This is a genomic window from Streptomyces sp. NPDC046909 (genome assembly GCF_040644695.1).
Lineage (GTDB): Bacteria > Actinomycetota > Actinomycetes > Streptomycetales > Streptomycetaceae > Streptomyces.
Map to the genome: position 1 here is coordinate 154746 of NZ_JBEYXC010000017.1, position 18048 is coordinate 172793.

Here is an 18048-nt window from a genome sequence, read left to right on the forward strand (position 1 = left end):
TGTCCGTATTGATGGGCACTTCGTCGGGATCTCCTACGGCCCGCTCGACGTCGTGGCCTTCGTACAGAAGGCCGGGCCTGCCATACATGAGTCAGTCAACGAGGTAGTGGGCCTCGATGTAGGCGACGGTGGAGTCGTACGGCTCCCCCACCGGCTTCAATGCATACCGGCGGAAGACGGCTGCGGTGGCACGGCGGACGCCTCGGTTGCGGGCGTCAGCGTTGTCCCATGCCCGGCCTAGCGTGCGGGTGACTACCTGGTCGATCTCCTCGGCCAAGTTCCGCTCCGTGATGGTGACACCGGCCGGCGCGTGGTCGCGGATGATCCGGGACAGGACGCCTACGTGGTCGTCGTCCAGGACCACGACGGCCTCGTCGGGGTGCTTCTCGGCATCCACGATGGCGCGGGCAACCCGGAGGGCCTCCGACAGGAAGTCCAGCGCATCCTGGGAGTTCTGAATGATCCGGTCCCGCAGCTGCCTGATCCGCTCCGCCAGGGCGGTGTACTTCGCGGACCCCGGTTCGACGCCCTTCTCCAGGGCGGCCTTGATGTGGTCCAGGATCTCCGCCGCGGACGGCGGTCTCTTGTCCCCGTCGTTCTTGCCGGGCTTGGGGCGGACGAGGGCCAGCAGTTCCTTGAGGATCGCGATGCCTTGGGCGTCCAGGACGAGGGCTTCTTCCTGGGAGGCAGCCACAGAGAAGGAGTGAACGTGAGCGTTGATTATCTCCAGGACCATCGGCCCTAGTTCGGCCAGCCGTTCCTTCCTCTCCTCGTCGGAGGACTTCTTGAACAGGGTCGTGTACACGGACCCGAACAGCCCGAAGCCGTCCTGGTACTTGGTGATCCGCTTGTCGGTGTTGATGAGCGGGTACAGGCGGGCCAGGAGCCGGTAGTCCTTGCTGAACGCCTCGGCGGCGGCCGGGTCGCCGTCCAGGAAGGAGTTGATGGTTCGCACGGACTCGTATCCGTGGACGGTGAGGTCCAGGCCGTCCACGTCTGCGAGGAGGTCTTCGATGCGGGCGAAGGTGGTACGGAACTCGGCGACCAGTTCGGTCAGGTCGGTGACGAACCCGCCCCCCTTACCGGCCTCCTTCGCGGTGGGGTCGACCACGGCCCGCTGGACCTCCTCGGCCAGGCCGATGTAGTCCACGACCACGCCGTCGGCCTTCACGAACCCGGTCGGGGACACCCAGGTGCGGTTCGGGCGGGTGATCGTCTGGAACAGCGTGTGGGCCTTGAGGGGCTTATCCAGGTAGAGGACGCCCTCGTTGGGTGCGTCGAACCCGGTCATCAGCTTCGCGGTGACCACCAGAAAGCACAGCGGGTCGTCCGGGGTGAGAAACCGCCGCTTCTGCTTCTCCTCGTCGACCTCCGAGAGCTGGTACGGCCGCATGGCGGCGTCTTCGTCCTTGGAGTCCTTGACGTGGATGTTCACCTCGGCGGTGATCCGCTCATGCTTTCCGACCTCGGCAAGCACCTGGGATGCCTCATAGCCGGCCAGCAACTCGTTGATCTTGTCCGTGTACGCCACGGCCAGCTCACGGTTGTAGGCAACGACCTGAGCCTTGAGCCCGTTGCGGTAGGCGCTGGACAGGTAGTGGTCAACGATGTCCTGGCAGACCGCGTGGATGCGGTTCGGATTGGCGAACACCGAGGTCAGGCGCCCGAACTTGCGGGACAGGGCCTCGCGGTCAGGGTCGTCGAGGTCGAATTCGTCGGCGAACTGGTCGAACTCGGCCTGCAGCGCCTGGTCGTCTATCTCGAAGGTGACCGGGCGCGGGTTCAGCATGACCGGGACGGTCGCCTCATCCAGCAGAGACCGGGACACCGAGTACCGGTGCAACACCCGATCCGGGTCACTCTCCTCACCGAAGAGAGCAAAGGTGTCGGTAGCAAGGTTCCTGACGGGGGTCCCGGTCATGCCGAAGAACTTCGCGTTCGGCAACGCCGCGCGCATCTGCCCGGCGAGGGACTTCGACTTGGCGGACTGGGTGCGGTGTGCCTCGTCGACCAGCACGATGATGTTGTCCCGGGTCGACAGGCTCGGGCCGGCGTCGGCGAACTTGTGGACGGTGGTGGAGATGACGCCGCGCACGTCATCGGCCAGCAGGGAGCGCAACTGCTGGCTGGTGGCAGGCTTGTGGAAGTAGGCGTGCCCCATCGCGGACGTGAACACGCCAGAGGTCTGCCGGACAAGATCGGTTCGGTCCGAAAGCAAGATGATCGTGGGTGACTCGGTGCGCGTGTCGGTCAGCAGCAGCGAGGCGGCGAACACCATCAACAGCGTCTTCCCAGACCCCTGGTGATGCCAGATCAGGCCCTTCGACCCGCCCGCCAGAACCCTCTCATGAATCAGGTGCGCGGCCTCCATCTGCGGGTAGCGAGGCAGGTACTTCATATCCACCCCGTCTCCGGAGGTGTCGAAGAGGGCGAAGTTGGCGACCATGTCCAGGATCGTGGACGGATTGAGCAGCAACTCGACGGAGCGCCGCACGTCAGCCTGCCCGGACAAGTTCTCGTCGTCAGCGGTGGACCTGAACGGCTGCCACAGGTTCACGGGCGCGCCGGCGGCACCGAACCGCAGCTTCAGCCCATCGGAAGCGACGGAGAAGACATTAGGGGTGAAGAACCACGGGTACTCGGTGGCGTACACGTCGTTGATCTCCCGGGCCGCATCCGCCCAACCAGACTTCGCCGTCGGAGACTTCACCTCGACAACGACCAGAGGCAGCCCGTTGACCCAGTACACGAGGTCGAACCGGCGGGAGGTCTTGCCGGGGACGGTGATGGTCACCTCGTCCGACACGACCAGCGTGTTGCCCGTCGGGTGCTCGAAGTCGATGACCTTCAAGGCGTGCCAGACACCGTCGGCGTCCCGGAACTCCTTGTGCCCGCGCAGCAGGTTCAGCACCAGTTCGTTGGCCCGCACCAGGCCACCCTCGACGGCGTTGACGGTAGCAACGATCTCCTCGACAACCGCGTCGACATCGAACCCCGCGATCACCCCAGGGTTTAACCGGGCGATGGCATCCCGGAGCGGGCCGACAAGCACCGTCTGCGTCGTCTCACGTGGCAGCGATCTTCCCCCTGTGAAGCCCCAGCCCATCGGCAGAGACCACTGAATCAGCAGGTTCTGGAACTCACGCTCACGAATGCCCTTCGCCACGGCTCAGACCTCCAACTCGGCGGATTCGATGTCGATGGTGCGGTCCAGCAGCCCCGACAGCAGCCCTGCCCGCACAGAACGGAGACGGTGTGCCTCGGCCCGGGTCGCGGCGACGACGTCGCTCATCGTGTCGAGCTCCGCAGCGATCCGCTCCTGGTCTGCGACGTCTGGAAGGCGCACCGGCATCCGAACGGCACGCATGGCGGTGATGTGCTTGATGTTGGTGCCTCCCGCGATGTCGAGGAATGTGCCCGACTCGTAGGCCCACAGGCACCAGTGGTTCACGAACGCCGGGACGCTGACGCCTTCGATGGCTCGATACCGCATGAGCGTCTTCTGGAAGCAGATCGGTTCTGGCAGCTCTCCACGCCACATCACCGGCATACCGACTGCGGACTGGCTTGCGCTGCCTTCGGACACGAGTACATCGCCGGGCACAAGGCCAAACACCTCGCGTTCCTTCGGGTCGAAGTTCATCTCCAACACGTCGGACAGGTCGAGCGTCCCGTAGCCGACGTTCGCGGAACGCAAGTACGGCGTCATGTAAGGCCCTGTTGCGTACTTCGGCGCCCGCTGTCGCCCCATCGTGATCTCGAACGCCTCGTCAGCACGGACTGCCGGAGCGCCCTTGTTGGTGATGAGGTCGGCTCGTCGGCGACGCAGAACCGCTGTCAGCGCCCCAGCCTCCGCGTCGAGCGCGGTGATCTGGTCGTCGACCGCGCCGATGACCTCGATGATCCGCCCCTGGACAGGAAGCGGAGGCACGGGAACTATCCACGCCTCGAAGTCAGCTTCCTTCCATCGGGCACGCCCCTCGGAGCCTGCACGCATGGCACTGATCTGTCGCAAAACTTCTGACCGCTGGAAGTTGAGGAGCAGGAAACGGGCGTCCAACTCCTCTTCGTTCACTTCATAGAGGGGGAATTCGTTCGTCGCCAGGGCACCATCAAGATCAGCGGAGACGACATCGAACGCACCCTTGTGAGTGTCGATCCGATTGAATGCAAAGTCTCCCTCCCGTACCCGGTAGAGGGACTTGGCCTTGACTGTCTCAGTCGTTACGACACCCCTGTCGTAGGCGCCTTTGCCGTACCACCGCACACCCATCGTGCGGTATTCGGTCCCCGGTTCCAGGCGAACGATTTCCCGCCGCTGATGGGCGATCTTCCCCGCAGGAACGTGCTGCCATTCACTCATCGAAGCCCTCGATACCAGCATCGGCGAGGACAGCGAGCATGCGCTGCTCGGTCTTCTGACGCTCTGCTCGGGCGATGTTGTAGGCGTCAATGAGGGTGCCGAGGTCTTCCTGCTCAGCGGCGGCCTGCTTGATGTAACGGCCGATGTTGAGGTCGTACCCGTTCGCCACGATCTCCGTGGTGGGGACGAATCGCGCCGCGAGTCCGCTTTCTCCGTCGAGGTCCACCGGGTTGCCGCCGGCGTCAAACTTTGAGTGGTAGGTGGTCACCGTGTCGGCGATATCTGCATCGGTGAGGGTGTTGCGGTTCTTGCCCTTGACGAACCGCCTGGAGGCGTCGATGAACAGCACCCCGTCTCGGCGCTCCTCGGTCTTGGTGCCGGGGGCACGGAACACGAGGACGCAGGTCGGGATGGAGGTCGAATAGAAGAGGTTCGCCGGCAGGCCAATGACCGCTTCGAGCAGATCCTCGTCCAGGACTCGCTGCCGGATGGCTGCTTCCTGGCCGCCACGAAAGAGGACGCCGTGGGGCAGGACGACACCGGCCCGGCCCTTCTTCGGTCCCATGCTGGCGATCATGTGCTGCACGAACGCCCAGTCCGCCGACGACTGCGGTGCGACACCTCCGATGGCGCGCTGGTCGTTGATCCAGGGCTTCCACTTCAGGCTGTAGGGCGGGTTGGCGAGGATCACGTCGAACTGCGCGATGGATCCGTCCGGCTTCTTGAAGCGCGGGTCCTTCAGCGTGTCGCCGACCTCGACCTTGAACTGGGTGAGGTTGTGCATGAAGAGGTTCATACGCGCCACACCTGCAGTGTCCGGTACGGCCTCCTGCCCGTGCAGTTTGAGCGTGTAGCCACGCCCGCCGTGAGCCTTCAACAGGTTCGCGGAGGCGATGAGCATGCCACCCGACCCGCAGGTCGGGTCGTACACCGATTCGTGGCTCTTGGGGGCCAGGATCTCGACGATCAGCTCGACGACCTCGCGCGGGGTGAAGAACTGGCCGGCGCGGGTGCCGGACCCGTCGGAGAAGCGCTTCAGCAGGTACTCGTACGCCCCACCGAGCACGTCGTGGGACATGTTGCCCTCGTGCATCTTCGGGGTGCGGTCCATCGCCTGCATGACCGCCGCCAACACCTCCCCCGGCAGCACCTCTTCGGAGGTCCAGGTCATGGACCCGAACAGGCGGGAGAACTTGTCAGGGTTGGCCGTCTCGATGGCCTGCAGAGAGGCGCGCACTCGCTGGCCGAGGCCGGGCTGGGTGATGGTGGCGAGGATGGACGACCAGGAGGCGCGGCGCTCCTGGACGGTGCCAGGGTGGATGGACGGGATCTCGAACGACTGGTGGTCGCGGTACTCGATCTCGCGGGCTTCCTCGGAAGAGAGGTCGTCCCCCTCGTACTCCGCCAGGAACTCCTGGTGATGGTGCTCCCAGGTGTCCGAGAGGTACTTCCAGAACATCAGCGGGAAGACGACCGACGCGTATTGCGCTTCGGGCATCGCCACGCGCAGTTCGTCGGCCGCGTCCCACAACCGGCTCTCGATCTCCTGCTGGGTCACTGCCATCAGTCGAGGGTGTCCTTGCTCGTCAGCGGGCGGCGCCTGGGTGGGGCGCCGCAATCGTGTTGGTCAGGCTATTTTCGCTTGATCCCCCACAACAGTGGGGGTCTCCGCGAACAACCTACAGATCGCCAACGTACGCGCAGCCACTGACAACGACGTGATACCCCTCGGTCGTGGCACGCACGTCGTGACTGCCTCGGCCTCGAACTGCAGCACCGTCACGACTCCAGCTGTGCGATGGACACGTCCGGCTCGCCCCTACCGTCTGCACCCCAGGGCTACAGCTGAGGGCGACGACGAGGGGCCGTAGGCCACAACAGGTGACACCGCTGAACCAGGCTGGCTCTTCGGCGCATCGTCAGCGCCTGAGGTAGAACGGTGCGTACGCGCAACAGCAGCAAGTGACCCGGGGGCACCATGGTTCGCGCAGCAGTCCGCAATGTCCGTTACAGAAAAGGGGGCCCCAACAAGGAGCTGCGCCTGGCTCTATGGGAAGTATGGGGCTCGAAATGCTACTGGTGTTCCAAACCGGTGGAGTTCGGCTTCGTCCAGATTGACCACATCATCCCCAAGGACGTCAGCGAACCCCGACTGCGCGAACTTAAGCGCACACACGGTCTGCCGCACGACTTTGACATCCACGACCCGCAGAACCTCGCGCCCATCTGTGCTCCTTGCAACGGGGCGGAGAACAAGAGCAACGACACCTACGACGCCCCTATCGTGGTGACCCGCCTGAAGACCGCAGAGAAGCAGCGGGCCAAGGTCGTCGCTCGCGTGCAGAGCCTCGGTCGGTCCGGCAAAGTAGCCGCCCATCTACTGGAAGCCGTCACTGCGGATTTCGGCGACCTGGGCCTACGCCAGGAGTTCCTGGACCATGCTCCCGCCATCGTTCAGATCCTGGCAGTGATGGATCCGCAGCTTGTCGATTACCAGTCCTTCCTCGACGTGGAGGTGACGGTCGAAGAGGACACGGGAAGATACCAGCGCGTTGACGTAACCCTGAACCGCCGGGGACGCTCCGCGGTAGCGCTGCTGGAAGAGGTCTGCGGGGCAGAACTGGCTGACGCGCTACAAGCCCCGGTTGTGCAGCTAGTCGACGAAATTCACGACCGGGTGACCGCCGGATTCGAGGGCGCCGAATCGAGCGACCCGATCACCGCGGGTCCGCCCACCTACGACTTCATCACGCTTGACGTCGACTCCCTCGACTTCAGCCGCTCCGTCGGCGAGATCGAGTTCACCTTCAATGGCAACTTCGAGGGCAGCCTCTCGGCATCCTTGGTCCGTAGCAGTTCCGACGGAGACGGGACGGACGAACTGCAAGGCGACGCCGTGGTCAGTGGCACCTTCACCATCGTGACCGTCTGGGACCCCGCGGCCGACCCAGCCGACGTATCTGCAGGAAACAGCACCATTGCCAGCTGGGAGCAGGACCTCCACATCTCGTAGCACGCGCGCAACCAGAGCCAACAGGCTCCACCGCTACCCTGCCATCGCGACCGCGCGCCAGCTATCCCACTCAGCTCAGCTGGCACTTCAGTGCAGGCGGTTGCCCAGCCTCCCTCACGCATTCGACTGCATGATCGATAACGTGAGGTGTGGGGGTAGCTGTGATGGACATGGACAGGTCCGTGCGTGCGGGATCGACGCTGATGCACGTGCAGTGCCCGGATGGGGGGTCCGGCATGAGGTGTACCGACAGGTCCTGGAGGTGCTCTCCGAGCTGCCCCCGGCGGTGGTGCTCTGATCGGCAGCACCGCTCGCCAGCTCCACATCGGCTGTGGACCGCCGCTGGCGATACGCCGGCTTGGTGCCGTGAATCCAGCCGTCGGCTGCGGACGATCACGCCCAGGTGCCACGCGTCGGTCAGGGCTATTGCCCTCCGTGAGCTACCAGTTCGCCGGCCCAGAATGCCCGTATGGCCTCTTCGAGGATGGCCGTGTACCGCTTGAGTTCGTGGTTCTCCTGAGCCAGCGGGTTGTCGCGGTCGGGGCTGGCCGCGAAGGCGGCGTCCATCTCCTTCAGTCGAGTCTCCAGGGCCGCCAACTCCGGTGTGCGACCTGATGCTACGGCGAGCCGTGCGGCTCGCCGGGTGGCGAACTGCGCGAGGAGTTCCTGCTGTTCGGCAGTGAGCCCTTCGCCAGCGGTGTTCGGTTGCTGCTCGTCCATGAGCTCTCCTTCTTGGTCAGGTTCCCGGCCCCCGCCGCGGTCCCGCGTTGGGGCTGTGGCGCCGGTGGTGGTGCTGTTCGTCCTGGGTGTCGGCCCGGCGTCCACGTGCGAGATCGTCCGAGGGCAAGGCCGATGCCACAGGGGCCAGGCCGCGCCGGGCTCGTTCGGCGTCGCGGTGTGCTCGGACTTCTACCAGGCGCTGCTGGATGCGGGATCGCTGGAAGAGCGTCATGGCCTCGTGCAACTCGGTCCACCGCTCTCGCTCTTCGGCCTCATCAGGAGTCTCCCCCAAAGGCTCGGCGGAGTCGATCTCGTTCAGGAGCCGGTAGGCCGCGAGGGCTGTGACGAGTTCTTCCCATTGGTCCTGCTGAGTGCCGTCCTCCGTGGCCGGCGCAGGGATGTGCTCGACCCATTCCTCAACAGGTTCTTCACCTTCCAAGACGCGCCGTAGGGCGAGTTCGGCGAAGGCCGCGGCGGCGGCCGACACCGTTTCCCGGTCATCCGGCTCGGACACCTGCGCGTCGAGCAGCCGATAGTGAAGGTTCTCGGCCGTACGGGCTGCGATCCGCATCCCGCCGAGCGGCTCGTTGGGCCGATGCCTGGCGGCGGCGGACGCACGCGCACGGCGGCCGACCTCGGCGATCCGCTGCTGGAAGATCTCCCAGGCATGCGCGTCACGGGGATCGGACGGCGCTTCACCGATGCCGGGAACGTCGTCGGCCAGGGCATGGCGGATACGCCACACCTCGGCCACCGCCGCCGTACGCTCCCACTGCCCGCGTAGGTCTGTTCCCGCAAGGGGTACCGGACCGAGGCTCCGCGCCCACGACGGCGGGGACTGCGCCAGGGCCAGTCCCATCTGTTCCAGCCGCTCGGACAGCACGAAGCGGCGCTCGACGAGGTGCTGCCGCCAGCCCTCCGGGGTGTCCATGTCCCGTACGGCGGCCGACGGAGCGATCCAGTCGGGCAGGTGGCCGCTGTGGTCCGGGGCCGGTGCCGGGCGGTGCGGAAGTTCGTCACGGAGCCGCTGTTCGGCTCGGATCTTGGCGGCGATGAGCTGGGCGCGCTTGAGTCGCTCGCGGGCCGCGTCTTGCCGGTGGAGATTGGCGGTGCGCTCGGCACGGGTGGCTTCGAGGGGTTGCGTCGCCGTGTGGCTGGCGCCGGGCCGGGGTTCACGCTGCCAGTCCTCGCGCATGCGCTCGCGTGCGGGCATGGCCCTGCGCAGGCGCTGTTCGCGCCGCAGCAGGGCGTGCTGCGCGGCGGCGGCGCGCTCGGTGTCGTGGTCGCCTTCGTCCTGGGCGCGGCGGATCTGGGCGCGGGCCTGGGCGATGGCCGTGGCGAGTTGGGCGCGGGTGAGATGTCCGTGTGCTCGGTCGGGCCAGGCGGGATGGGGAAGGCCGTCCACGATGACGGGCCGGGGCTGGCTGTCGACGGATGCGTCCGCGCGAAGGAGTTCTTCCAGAGCGGCACGGCGGTGCTGCTCCGCGAGGTCCACAAGGCGCTGCAATTGCTCGGCGGCGAGCGTCTTCAGCGGACGGCTGCCGCCCGGCGCGGCTTCCTTTCGTGCGGCCCGTTCGGCGGCCTGCCGTCCGGCTTCGACGCGGTTGTCGATGCGCCAGGCGAGCACGGCGGCCGGGTCCTCGGCATCCGCGAAATCCCGTTCGTCGAAGGCGATTTGGATGAGTCGGTCGAGGTTCCAGCCTTCGGCCTCGGCGGCGCGCAGGGATCGCTCGGCGACCTCCCAGGCGTCGGCGCCGATGAACATCTCGGCTGCCAGGCCGAGCACACGGCGCAGGAGGTTGTGCAGCCGCTGGCTGGTGGCTCGGGCGTAGACGTCGGTGTATTCGGCGATGAGCTGGCCGATGCCGTAGGTGCGTTCCTGCTCGACCTCGATCATCTCCCGGGCCGAGATGGAGGCTTGGCTGTTGTGGGCCACGGTGTCCAACACGTCGCGCATGTTCTGGGCGTCCTCGGTTACGACGTAGAGGTGGTTGGACTGACGGCCGCGGCTCGCCTCGACGTACGCGGCTTCCCGCGAGGTACGGGCGGTGAGCAGGCCGTGGGCGGCCTGAACGGTGATGCCCTGGGCGCGGTGCGTGGTGTAGGCGTAGCCCAGTTCCGCGTGCCGGCGCAGGTAGTGCGGCGGCAGGACGACCCGGCCGCCGTGGCCGGTGTGGCGGGCGCGGACGTGGCCGCGCCGGTCGATCTGTTCGACGATCCATTGATCGCCGTTCTTCACCCAGTCGTGGCCGCCCAGCAGCGAGAGTTTGCGCTGGTTCCTGCGCGTCACGATGACGTCGCCGACCGCGGCCTGGAGCTCGTCGCGCAGCCGGGCCGTCCGGCTCGGGTCGAGTCGGCCGGAGGCAAGCTGGAAGGCCTGGGCGCGGAGGTTGAGTTCGCGGACCATCTCGCCGTCGTCGGTCATCATCAGGGCCTGCACCCCGGACTCGATGTCGTGCTGCCACCCGGCAAAGACGGCGTCCAGCATCTCCTCACGGGCGCCGCCCACGACCCGGCCCTGGTCCAGGTACCAGCTCCAGGCTTCGGCTGGATCGCCGTCGCGCAAGGCCATGGTGGCGTCCGCCTCGCCCGCGGTCTGGAAGCGGTGGATCTCCTCCAGCTCCACCACGCCGACCTCGCGGGCGAGGAGGCGCAGCACGCCTCCTGACTCGATGGCACCGAGCTGCGCGGGGTCACCGATGAGCCGGACCAGGGCGCCGGCGTACTCGGCCTCGGACACGACGCGGGCGAGGTTCTTCGTGCCCGCCATGCCTGCCTCGTCCACCACGATCACGTCGCCGGGCCGCAGCGCATACTCCTGCGCGGTGGCCTTGCGGCGCTTCTTGCTGTTCCGCCGGAGGGCACGGTGGACGATGCTGCCCTCGGTCAGGCGGTCGCGCTGGGCGAGCCAGCCCTGGAGTGTGTACGCCGTGGTGCCGAGATCGCCCTCCATGACCTTCGCTGCGCGTGCGGAGGGGGCGAGGGGTATGAGCCGTCCGCCGCCGGCGGCCACCGCGTCGCGGACGAGTTCGAGGGCGGTGGTCTTGCCCGCGCCGGCCGGGCCGATGCCGCCGACGACGAGCCGGTCGGCGCAGGCGAAGTCCTTGGCGAGCCGCAGTTGCCCGGCGTCCATTCGGCGCCCCTTGAAACGGTGGGCGACGTCCGCGAACCGGTCGCCGTGGAGGGCAGGATTCACTATGGTGCGTGCCGCGTTGAGGACCCGGTCCTCGGCGGCCAGGATCTCGCGGGAGGTGTACAGGACCGACTCCCGGCGCCGGTAGATGCTGCTGCCGTCCGACCGCAGCAGCGGGGCAAAGGGCCGGTGCAGGTCGGGCGGGGTGATCCTCAGCGAACCCTGCGACAGCACGCGCTCGGTGATCCGCTCGGCGAGCCCGCCGGCCGCGCTGCTGCGGCCCCGGGTGAGGCGTACGACGTGGCGTCGCGCCTCGGCCAGCACGTGCCGCTCACCCCACACGGCCCGCTGGTCGGACACCACCGCCAGGATCTCCTCCGCGGCCTGTGCGACATCACTCTCGGCAAGATCGACGCTGCCGTCACGGGGTATGGAGGCACTGGCCTGCGCCGTACTGAGCAGCGCGTCGACACGCTTGTGCCCGACCGCGGCGATCGACGCCTTGCGCCATCCCGACCGCAGCTGGGCCAGGGAACGCCCCTTCTCCTTGACCCGTCTGGTCTCCAGCGTCGCCTGCTGGATGAGGGCCATCCGGGCTTCCGTTCCCGGTTCCTTGCCGTGCGCCCGGCGGTAGGTGCGGAGCAGCTTCTCCAGCCGCTTGCGGATGTCCTTCGTGCGCTTCGTGTGGGGCTTGAGCACTCCGGCGTCGAAGCCCTTGATGCCCATGACCGGGCGCTTGCCCGGGGTGACTTCACGCTCCTCGGCTTCCAGACCGAGCCGGGCACAGACCTTCTCGATCACGAGCTGGTTGTAGTACTCGGAAGCGGCAACTCCCATCGCGTACAACAGCTTTCCGTCGATCGAGCGCCACTTGCCGTCGACGCCGAGCACCTTGTTCGCCACGACCAGGTGATGGTGGAGCAGGGGCTCGCCGAGCCGGTTGTCGTGGTGACGGAAGAGGGTGGCGACCAGACCGCCCTTGACCTCTTCCTGGGCAATGCCGTTGACGCCGGTCCGGGTGGCGAGCGCATGCTCCTCGATCCAGGTGATGGTCTCAAGGACCGCCTCTTCGTCGCATTCCATCACGATCTGGCACACGTCCTCGTCGCCGGTGCCGAACAGGCCCTTGCCGAAGTCTTCCGGCGCCCGCAGGACCAAGTCGTAGCCAGCCACCGCCTGTTGCTGAGATCCGGTGTGGGCGCTGATGTAGCGGGCGAGTTCCTCGGCATCCTTGGGGGAGCGGCCGAAGTCCCTCCGGTAGGCGATCGCGCCGGCCTTGGCGCGCAACTGCCTGCGCTCGTCGGCCGTCGCTTCGCGTCCCTTGTGGGCCTCGAAGGCCTCGATCTCGTCCTGGATCTTCGCCGCGAGGGGACCGGCGCTCTGGTCGTACCGGTAGAAGCGGCGCCCCAGCCGCGCCCGCCGGGTGGCCTCGTCGGGCGACAGCCCCTCGGCCACGGCCGCCTTGATGATCGCGTCCGCGTTCGGGTGCAGCCCCTCGCCGTACAGGGCCTCCATCTGCTCCTCGGACACCGTCCCGGACACGCCGAGTTCCGCGATTCCGCCACCGACCCATACCCCGGGCGGATTTCCTTGCGCCGTGTAGTAATCGCCCAGGTCACGGTCGGGAGAACGGCGCACATCGCCGGTCACGGTCTCACTCGTGTAATAGCGATAGCCATCCCCGGCTGAGAGCTTGTGGATGGTCATCATGAACTCAGATTACCTTGTGTCATTGTGAATGCAAGAGCTTTGACCGCGAAGAAGGGGGGTGCAGGGAAGGGGAGTTGGCGAGCGAGGAACGAGTCGAGCCAACGAGCCGACCTGCACCTTCCTTCTTCGCGGACCGCGAAGCGACCACGGTTTTCCCCAGGTCCGCTCTCCTGAGCGGACCTGGGGAAAACCGCGCAGTTCGGTTATCCACAGGCAAGATCAAGTCGCTCTGAATGCCTCTGAAAGCCTCTGGCTGCGTCATTGGGAAAAGGCCACGGATCCCTCATGTATCGGAGGTGTATTCATCAGCCACAATGAGCCGCAAATCATCGCTGAGGAGAGGCGAGTTCGATGGGCCAACGGAAGCAGCGGAGGTCGGCGCGCGAGGTCGAGGCCCGCGAGCGAGTGCGGGCACGCCGGGCCGGGCACTGGGAGCGCGAGCGGCAGTTGGAGGACCTGGCCACCGTCTACGAAGTAGCGGCGCAGGAGATCGAGGACGTCACCACAACGACCGAGGAGAAGATCGCCGCGTACACCGTCCGGCTCCGCCAGGAAGCCGAGAAGGCCAAGCAGGGCCTGCGGGGTCAACAGGCCGAGAGCGTCGGCCAGATGCTCGAACTCGACGGCGTACGCTCCGTCGCCGACCGGCTTGGTGAGGCCGTGGACACAGTCCGCAAGCTCGCCGCCGCCGAGCCCAGCAGGACACACAGAACCGTAGGGCCGGAGCACGGACACGAAGGAGCGACGGCGACCTATCCGAAGTCGGAAGCGGGCCAGCCTGTTACCGATCCGGTCGAGCCCGCCGGCGTGGCGCCCGCCGAGGCCGGATCGGCGCCGACCGACGGGAACACGGCTGCGGCATGAAAGGGGAACGCATGACACCCGACGCAACGGTCGAACGACCGATCGAGGACCTCGCCCCCGACTGGATCGGCCTCAAGATGGAGGTGGAGGACGAACACGGGGTGACGGTCGGGTTCCGGCTCGGGCGCTACGAGAAGTCGACCGTCGACGGGCGGCCCGTATGGCGCCTCTTCAGCGACCACCCCTCCTGGAGCGTCACGGTGTACGGGGGGACCAAGCTCCGCTGGGTACCCCCGCCTGCCCCGGTGAGCCCGACCGTTCCATACCCAATGCAGCAGCCGGTACCGGCCGCCCACCCCGCACCGCAGGCTCCCCAGTACCCTGCGGGGCTGCCCCCTGCGCCAGTTGCTCGAAGTGCGCAGTCCTGGGTGACGCCGCCCCGCCAATAAGGTCGGCGTAGGCAGGCCCGGGAACGCACAAAGCCGCGGCCCCCGCACCGACGGATCGAGACGTCGGTGCGGGGGCCGCGGCTTGAGCTTTCGAGTGGCCATCTCGGCGCTGGTCTCACTACGGGACGTGCAGAGGCAGTGAGTTGACCAGGGAGGAGAGCGTGCCGTGGCCGGTCATCCCAACTCCGGGACCGCGGTTGGTGCGAGCAGGATTCCGGCGCGTCGGCAGAACTCCTCCAGGGGCATGTCGTTGTCCCCACGACGTCCGGTGTCGAAGAACGCGACGCCGACCCAGTCGTCCTCGTCTTGCCCCCAGCTGTCGTTGTCCTTCAGGGCGCCGACCCGGCCGACACCGTCTTGGTAGAACATGAGTAGCTCGTTGCCCTGGGCGTCTCGTGCCTCCCATTGGCAGATGGTGCCCGGCAACGCCGTCTGGGGGCGTGCGGTCATCACCACGTGCACCAACACGATGGAGCGCAGGGCAGCAGGGACGATCAGCGCGATGTCATCCGTCTCCCACACCTCGCACTGTCCGTCGTGGCGGGCCATGATCAGCGGCTCCTCCGGCTCGTCGCGGAGCGGGTGCGGGGCGTAGCGCTGGAGGATGCGGGCGATGGCGGCGGCGGCCGTACGGTCTTCGGAGTACAGGTCGCGTTCCCAGAACTCCCACGGCGTGCCTCGCTTCTTTTCGAAGTCGCCCATGTATCCGAGATCGCCCCATTCGGCGCCGTCGGGGAAGCTCGACCGGCAGGTCCAGCCGTAGCCGTTCAGGTTCTCGGGGTTGACCTCGGTCACGACGATGTGGCCCCACGGGGAGTGGTAGACGATGCACGGCGATGCCTCGGGCTCGCGGCGCGGGTTGCGGGGGGCGAGGGAACGCAGCACGCGCGCGCTCGGGTAAAAGCTGTGGCCGCGCAACCTGCGTTGGGTCTCGAACAGCGGCATGTCGGAGAGCGGATGGAAACGGGGCGTGCGCAGTCCCATGAGGTTCCTCATTCCTTGGGTCTCGGTTCCCGGGGCCCCGGGGATGGCCTCCCGGGGCCGCGCGGCTGAGGGTCAGGCGAGGGGCAGACAGGCCCTTGTGAAGGCACGAGCAGCGCCCGACGCGCCGTTGCCGATTGCCCTACTGACGATGTGGCGCCGGTCGGTTTCGTCCCACAGGTCCCAGCGGTCTCCGCCCAGCTGTGGGGTCCACACCAGAACCAGAACCCGCGTGGGGGTGGTGGAGCGCCACCACCAGCGCCCCATCTGCTTGAACTCCAGCCCGGCGACGACCGGTATCTCCGGCACGGGCCCGAAGCGGCGTTCTGTCAGGGCCAGGTACTCACGGGTGGGAACGATCGCCACGCGGGCGAGGGGCGTAGCGGCGTGCCCGTCGGGCAGCATCGGCGCCCACGCTGCCCACTGTTCGGCCTCGTTCTCGCGCACGGGGTATGCCGTCCACCGCTCGCCCTGTGCGTAGGTGAACCCGTACCGCTTCAGGTGCCACTCGGCGGCCCGCAGCAGTCCCGCTGTCATGGCTCCGGACGTGAGCGATCCGAGATAGATCCCGTCGGGGTTGTTCTCCCGACCGGCCGCGCCGCGTTCGGTCAGCGGCTTGCGGTCGACTTCGTTACCGCGTGCGTCGTACAGGCGCAGCGACGCACCGCCCCCGGCGAGAGGGTACGCCAGCCGGATTTCCGCCATGACCGGCCGCGCGGTCTCCTCGTACTTGCGGCTGCGCTCCAACTGCTCGGCCTCGGCCTCGGCGGAGTACACATGGGACTGCCCTCCGGCCTGTTCGGCGGCGATCGGGGACGCCGCTGCACGGTCGCCTCGTGCGTTGTCCGCCGCACGCTCCCGATCGGCGGCGACAGCGTCGACCGCGAAGGCGACAGCCCCCTTGCGGCTGGTGCTGGTGCTGCCGCGCTGGCGTCGTCCGCCGCCGACTTCGCGCACCATCCAGAACAGCATCCCGTGTTCGGACACCTCGAACGCCGCATAGGTGCGCTGGGGGAAACGGTGTCCGTTGATCGTCTCGCCGGGGAGCGTGAACAGCCATCCGTCAACGCCGTACTCGGTGCCCTCCGGCCGCTTGCCGTTGGTGGGGGTGTAGCGCGTGTAGGAAGGCCGAGTGGTCTCCCGAACGATGCTGCGGGCCGTGGTGGTCATGGCTGGGGTCCTCTCACTCAGGGGCCCGGTCGGTTTCCGGGCGGGTGGTTGAGCCGGGGCGCGGCAGCCGCGCCCCGGCGGGAGGTCAGAACCAGGAACGGACGGCGCTCGGGCGCCCGCCGTAGCGCTCCGCCGCTTCGGGCGGTGAACCGGGTGCTCTCCGGGTGGTGACCGCGCCCCGGCGGGTTTCGTGGCCGGGGCGCGGTCGCGCTGGGCGGGTCAGTCGCTCTTGCGGAGTTCACGGATGGCGTCGGCGACGCGGGCGGCGACGTTGCCGAGACCGTCGCAGGGCCACACTGCGAAGAGGTCGACGCGGTGCGCCTCGGGGAGGGGGAGGGTCTCGATGTGCAGGACTCCGCTGTCGGAGACCGCGAGGGCGTAGCCGTTGTTCTCGCCGTCTGCCTGGAGGTAGGAGCGCACGCCCCACGAGCCGGAGTCTGCGGACCACTTGTCGCCGAGGAGATCGGCGGCGGCACGGCCGATGTCGGAAACCGAGTAGGGGAACTCGGTGCCGGGCTCGGGGTGGTAGTGGCCTGCTGCGTCAAGCAACAGGGAGAGCGTGTACGCCTCCTCGTACGCCGTGATGGCGTCCAGGACGATACGGCTGGCGAAGGCGCGGTACTTGCGGCGACGGCCCAGAGGCGCGAGATGGGCGAGGCACACGGCCGCGCGGGCGTCGTCCACCAGGTCGGCGGTCTCGGCCCAGACGGCGAGGTGGCAGCGGGCCGACGCGTACGCACCTATCTCGGTGAGCCGCGTGATGAGCAGTGGGGCCAGTCGTACGGGGTAGGCGGAGTATCCGCCGTGCGCGGCGCGGGCCGCGGGAGCGAGCGGTGCGACGGCAGGCTGCATGATCAAGTCCTTTCGGGCGGGGCCGGTTGCGCTCCGGCCCGGAGATACGGGGCGCGTTGGGGACGCCCCGGGGAGAGGTGGGGCCAGCAGGGCGGGGCAGTCGTAGCCCCAGCAGCGGCAGACCTTGAACTCGTCCCAGGTGGAGCCGTGGCGGCAGGTCTGGCAGTACGCCCAGGTGCGGACGGTGGGCGTGATGCGGGTGCTGCCGCACTTCGGGCATTTCTGGTGTGGCTGTACGCCGGTGATGGGCTTGAAGGCGCTCTTCTCCGCGTGCGAAAGACGGCAGGGCGGGGCGCCGCTCCGGCCGGCTCGCGGAGCAGGAGGCTCGCGCGGCTGGGCCGTGAGGCTCGGCGATGAGATGGATGCGGGCCCGCTGCGTGACGGGCCCGGGCCGGGCGGCAGGGCCCTCAGTCGATGCTCAGCGGCTTGTGGGGCTCGTTGATCAGCCAGTCCTGGGTGACGTCCCGGTCCTCGCGCATGACGTTGATGGTGTAGCCGTACGGGTGGATCAAACCCGAATTGCGGGCCGTCTCTTCGCCGTGCTGCTCGATGTCACGCTTGACGGCGGCCGTCAGTGCGTCGTAGGCGGCCTCGTAGGTGTCGAACTCCTCGATGTCGCCGGTCTCGCACACCAACCAGAACTCGGTCTGCTCGGGGTTCTCGTCCAAGGTGATCTCCTCGGTGGAGCGTGGGTTCCGGGGGCTTGCCCTGCCCCCTCTTGACATAGGTAAATCTATCTTTCTTGGATGGTGTGGTCAACGCGATATCGCAGCCCAACTGGGATCAATCTCTGCGCATTTTGTGGTGCCCGCAGTGCGCCGGAGAGGTGCAACGGCGCATGGTGCCGCACGCG

Annotated in this window: 12 protein-coding genes; 3 read left to right on the top strand and 9 right to left on the bottom strand. The window is 67.5% G+C overall.

Annotated features, from left to right (window positions below):
- Positions 1 to 91: 91 nt before the first annotated feature.
- Genes ABZ928_RS41485 through ABZ928_RS41495 form a run of 3 tightly spaced genes read right to left on the bottom strand, consistent with a single transcriptional unit; the run spans position 92 to position 5927 of the window.
- A complete protein-coding gene (locus tag ABZ928_RS41485) occupies positions 92 to 3166 on the bottom strand; it encodes an HsdR family type I site-specific deoxyribonuclease (protein ID WP_361530977.1) in 3075 nt (1024 codons plus the stop codon).
- 3 nt (positions 3167 to 3169) lie between these two features.
- Complete coding sequence (locus tag ABZ928_RS41490; RefSeq protein ID WP_361530980.1) at positions 3170 to 4363, bottom strand: hypothetical protein; 1194 nt, start codon at positions 4361 to 4363, stop codon at positions 3170 to 3172.
- Positions 4356 to 5927 carry a class I SAM-dependent DNA methyltransferase gene (locus ABZ928_RS41495; protein ID WP_361530983.1) on the bottom strand — a complete coding sequence of 524 codons (1572 nt, stop codon included), beginning with the start codon at positions 5925 to 5927 and terminating at the stop codon, positions 4356 to 4358. Before ABZ928_RS41495 ends, ABZ928_RS41490 begins: the two co-directional genes overlap by 8 nt.
- A gap of 528 nt (positions 5928 to 6455) precedes the next feature.
- On the opposite strand from ABZ928_RS41495, the gene ABZ928_RS41500 reads away from it, so the two are divergent.
- Positions 6456 to 7376: a hypothetical protein gene (locus ABZ928_RS41500; protein WP_361530986.1), complete on the top strand. Its 921-nt coding sequence runs from the start codon at positions 6456 to 6458 to the stop codon at positions 7374 to 7376.
- A gap of 423 nt (positions 7377 to 7799) precedes the next feature.
- On the opposite strand, the gene ABZ928_RS41505 is transcribed toward ABZ928_RS41500, so the two are convergent.
- Positions 7800 to 8096 carry a hypothetical protein gene (locus ABZ928_RS41505; protein ID WP_361530989.1) on the bottom strand — a complete coding sequence of 99 codons (297 nt, stop codon included), beginning with the start codon at positions 8094 to 8096 and terminating at the stop codon, positions 7800 to 7802.
- A gap of 16 nt (positions 8097 to 8112) precedes the next feature.
- The gene (mobF, locus tag ABZ928_RS41510) at positions 8113 to 12939 is read right to left on the bottom strand and encodes a MobF family relaxase (protein WP_361530991.1); all 4827 of its coding nucleotides are present in this window, start codon (positions 12937 to 12939) and stop codon (positions 8113 to 8115) included.
- Between the two features lie 351 nt (positions 12940 to 13290).
- Here mobF and ABZ928_RS41515 point away from each other — a divergent pair, with 351 nt between their 5' ends.
- Both ABZ928_RS41515 and ABZ928_RS41520 read left to right on the top strand, forming a co-directional pair.
- Entirely contained in the window at positions 13291 to 13803 is a 513-nt protein-coding gene (locus ABZ928_RS41515; RefSeq protein WP_361530993.1) for a hypothetical protein, read from the top strand.
- Positions 13804 to 13814: 11 nt separating this feature from the next.
- Positions 13815 to 14192, top strand: coding sequence for a hypothetical protein (locus ABZ928_RS41520; protein ID WP_361530995.1), 378 nt, complete (start codon positions 13815 to 13817; stop codon positions 14190 to 14192).
- A 174-nt stretch (positions 14193 to 14366) separates the two neighbouring features.
- Here the strand turns inward: ABZ928_RS41520 and ABZ928_RS41525 are convergent, their stop codons facing one another.
- From ABZ928_RS41525 to ABZ928_RS41540, 4 genes are all read right to left on the bottom strand, one after another.
- A complete protein-coding gene (locus ABZ928_RS41525; protein WP_361530998.1) occupies positions 14367 to 15176 on the bottom strand; it encodes a hypothetical protein in 810 nt (269 codons plus the stop codon).
- 72 nt (positions 15177 to 15248) lie between these two features.
- Positions 15249 to 16343: a hypothetical protein gene (locus tag ABZ928_RS41530; RefSeq protein ID WP_361531001.1), complete on the bottom strand. Its 1095-nt coding sequence runs from the start codon at positions 16341 to 16343 to the stop codon at positions 15249 to 15251.
- 219 nt (positions 16344 to 16562) lie between these two features.
- Entirely contained in the window at positions 16563 to 17195 is a 633-nt protein-coding gene (locus ABZ928_RS41535) for a hypothetical protein (protein WP_361531004.1), read from the bottom strand.
- Between the two features lie 407 nt (positions 17196 to 17602).
- On the bottom strand, positions 17603 to 17863 hold the full coding sequence (locus ABZ928_RS41540; protein WP_361531007.1) for a hypothetical protein: 261 nt from the start codon (positions 17861 to 17863) through the stop codon (positions 17603 to 17605).
- Between the last annotated feature and the right edge of the window lie 185 nt (positions 17864 to 18048).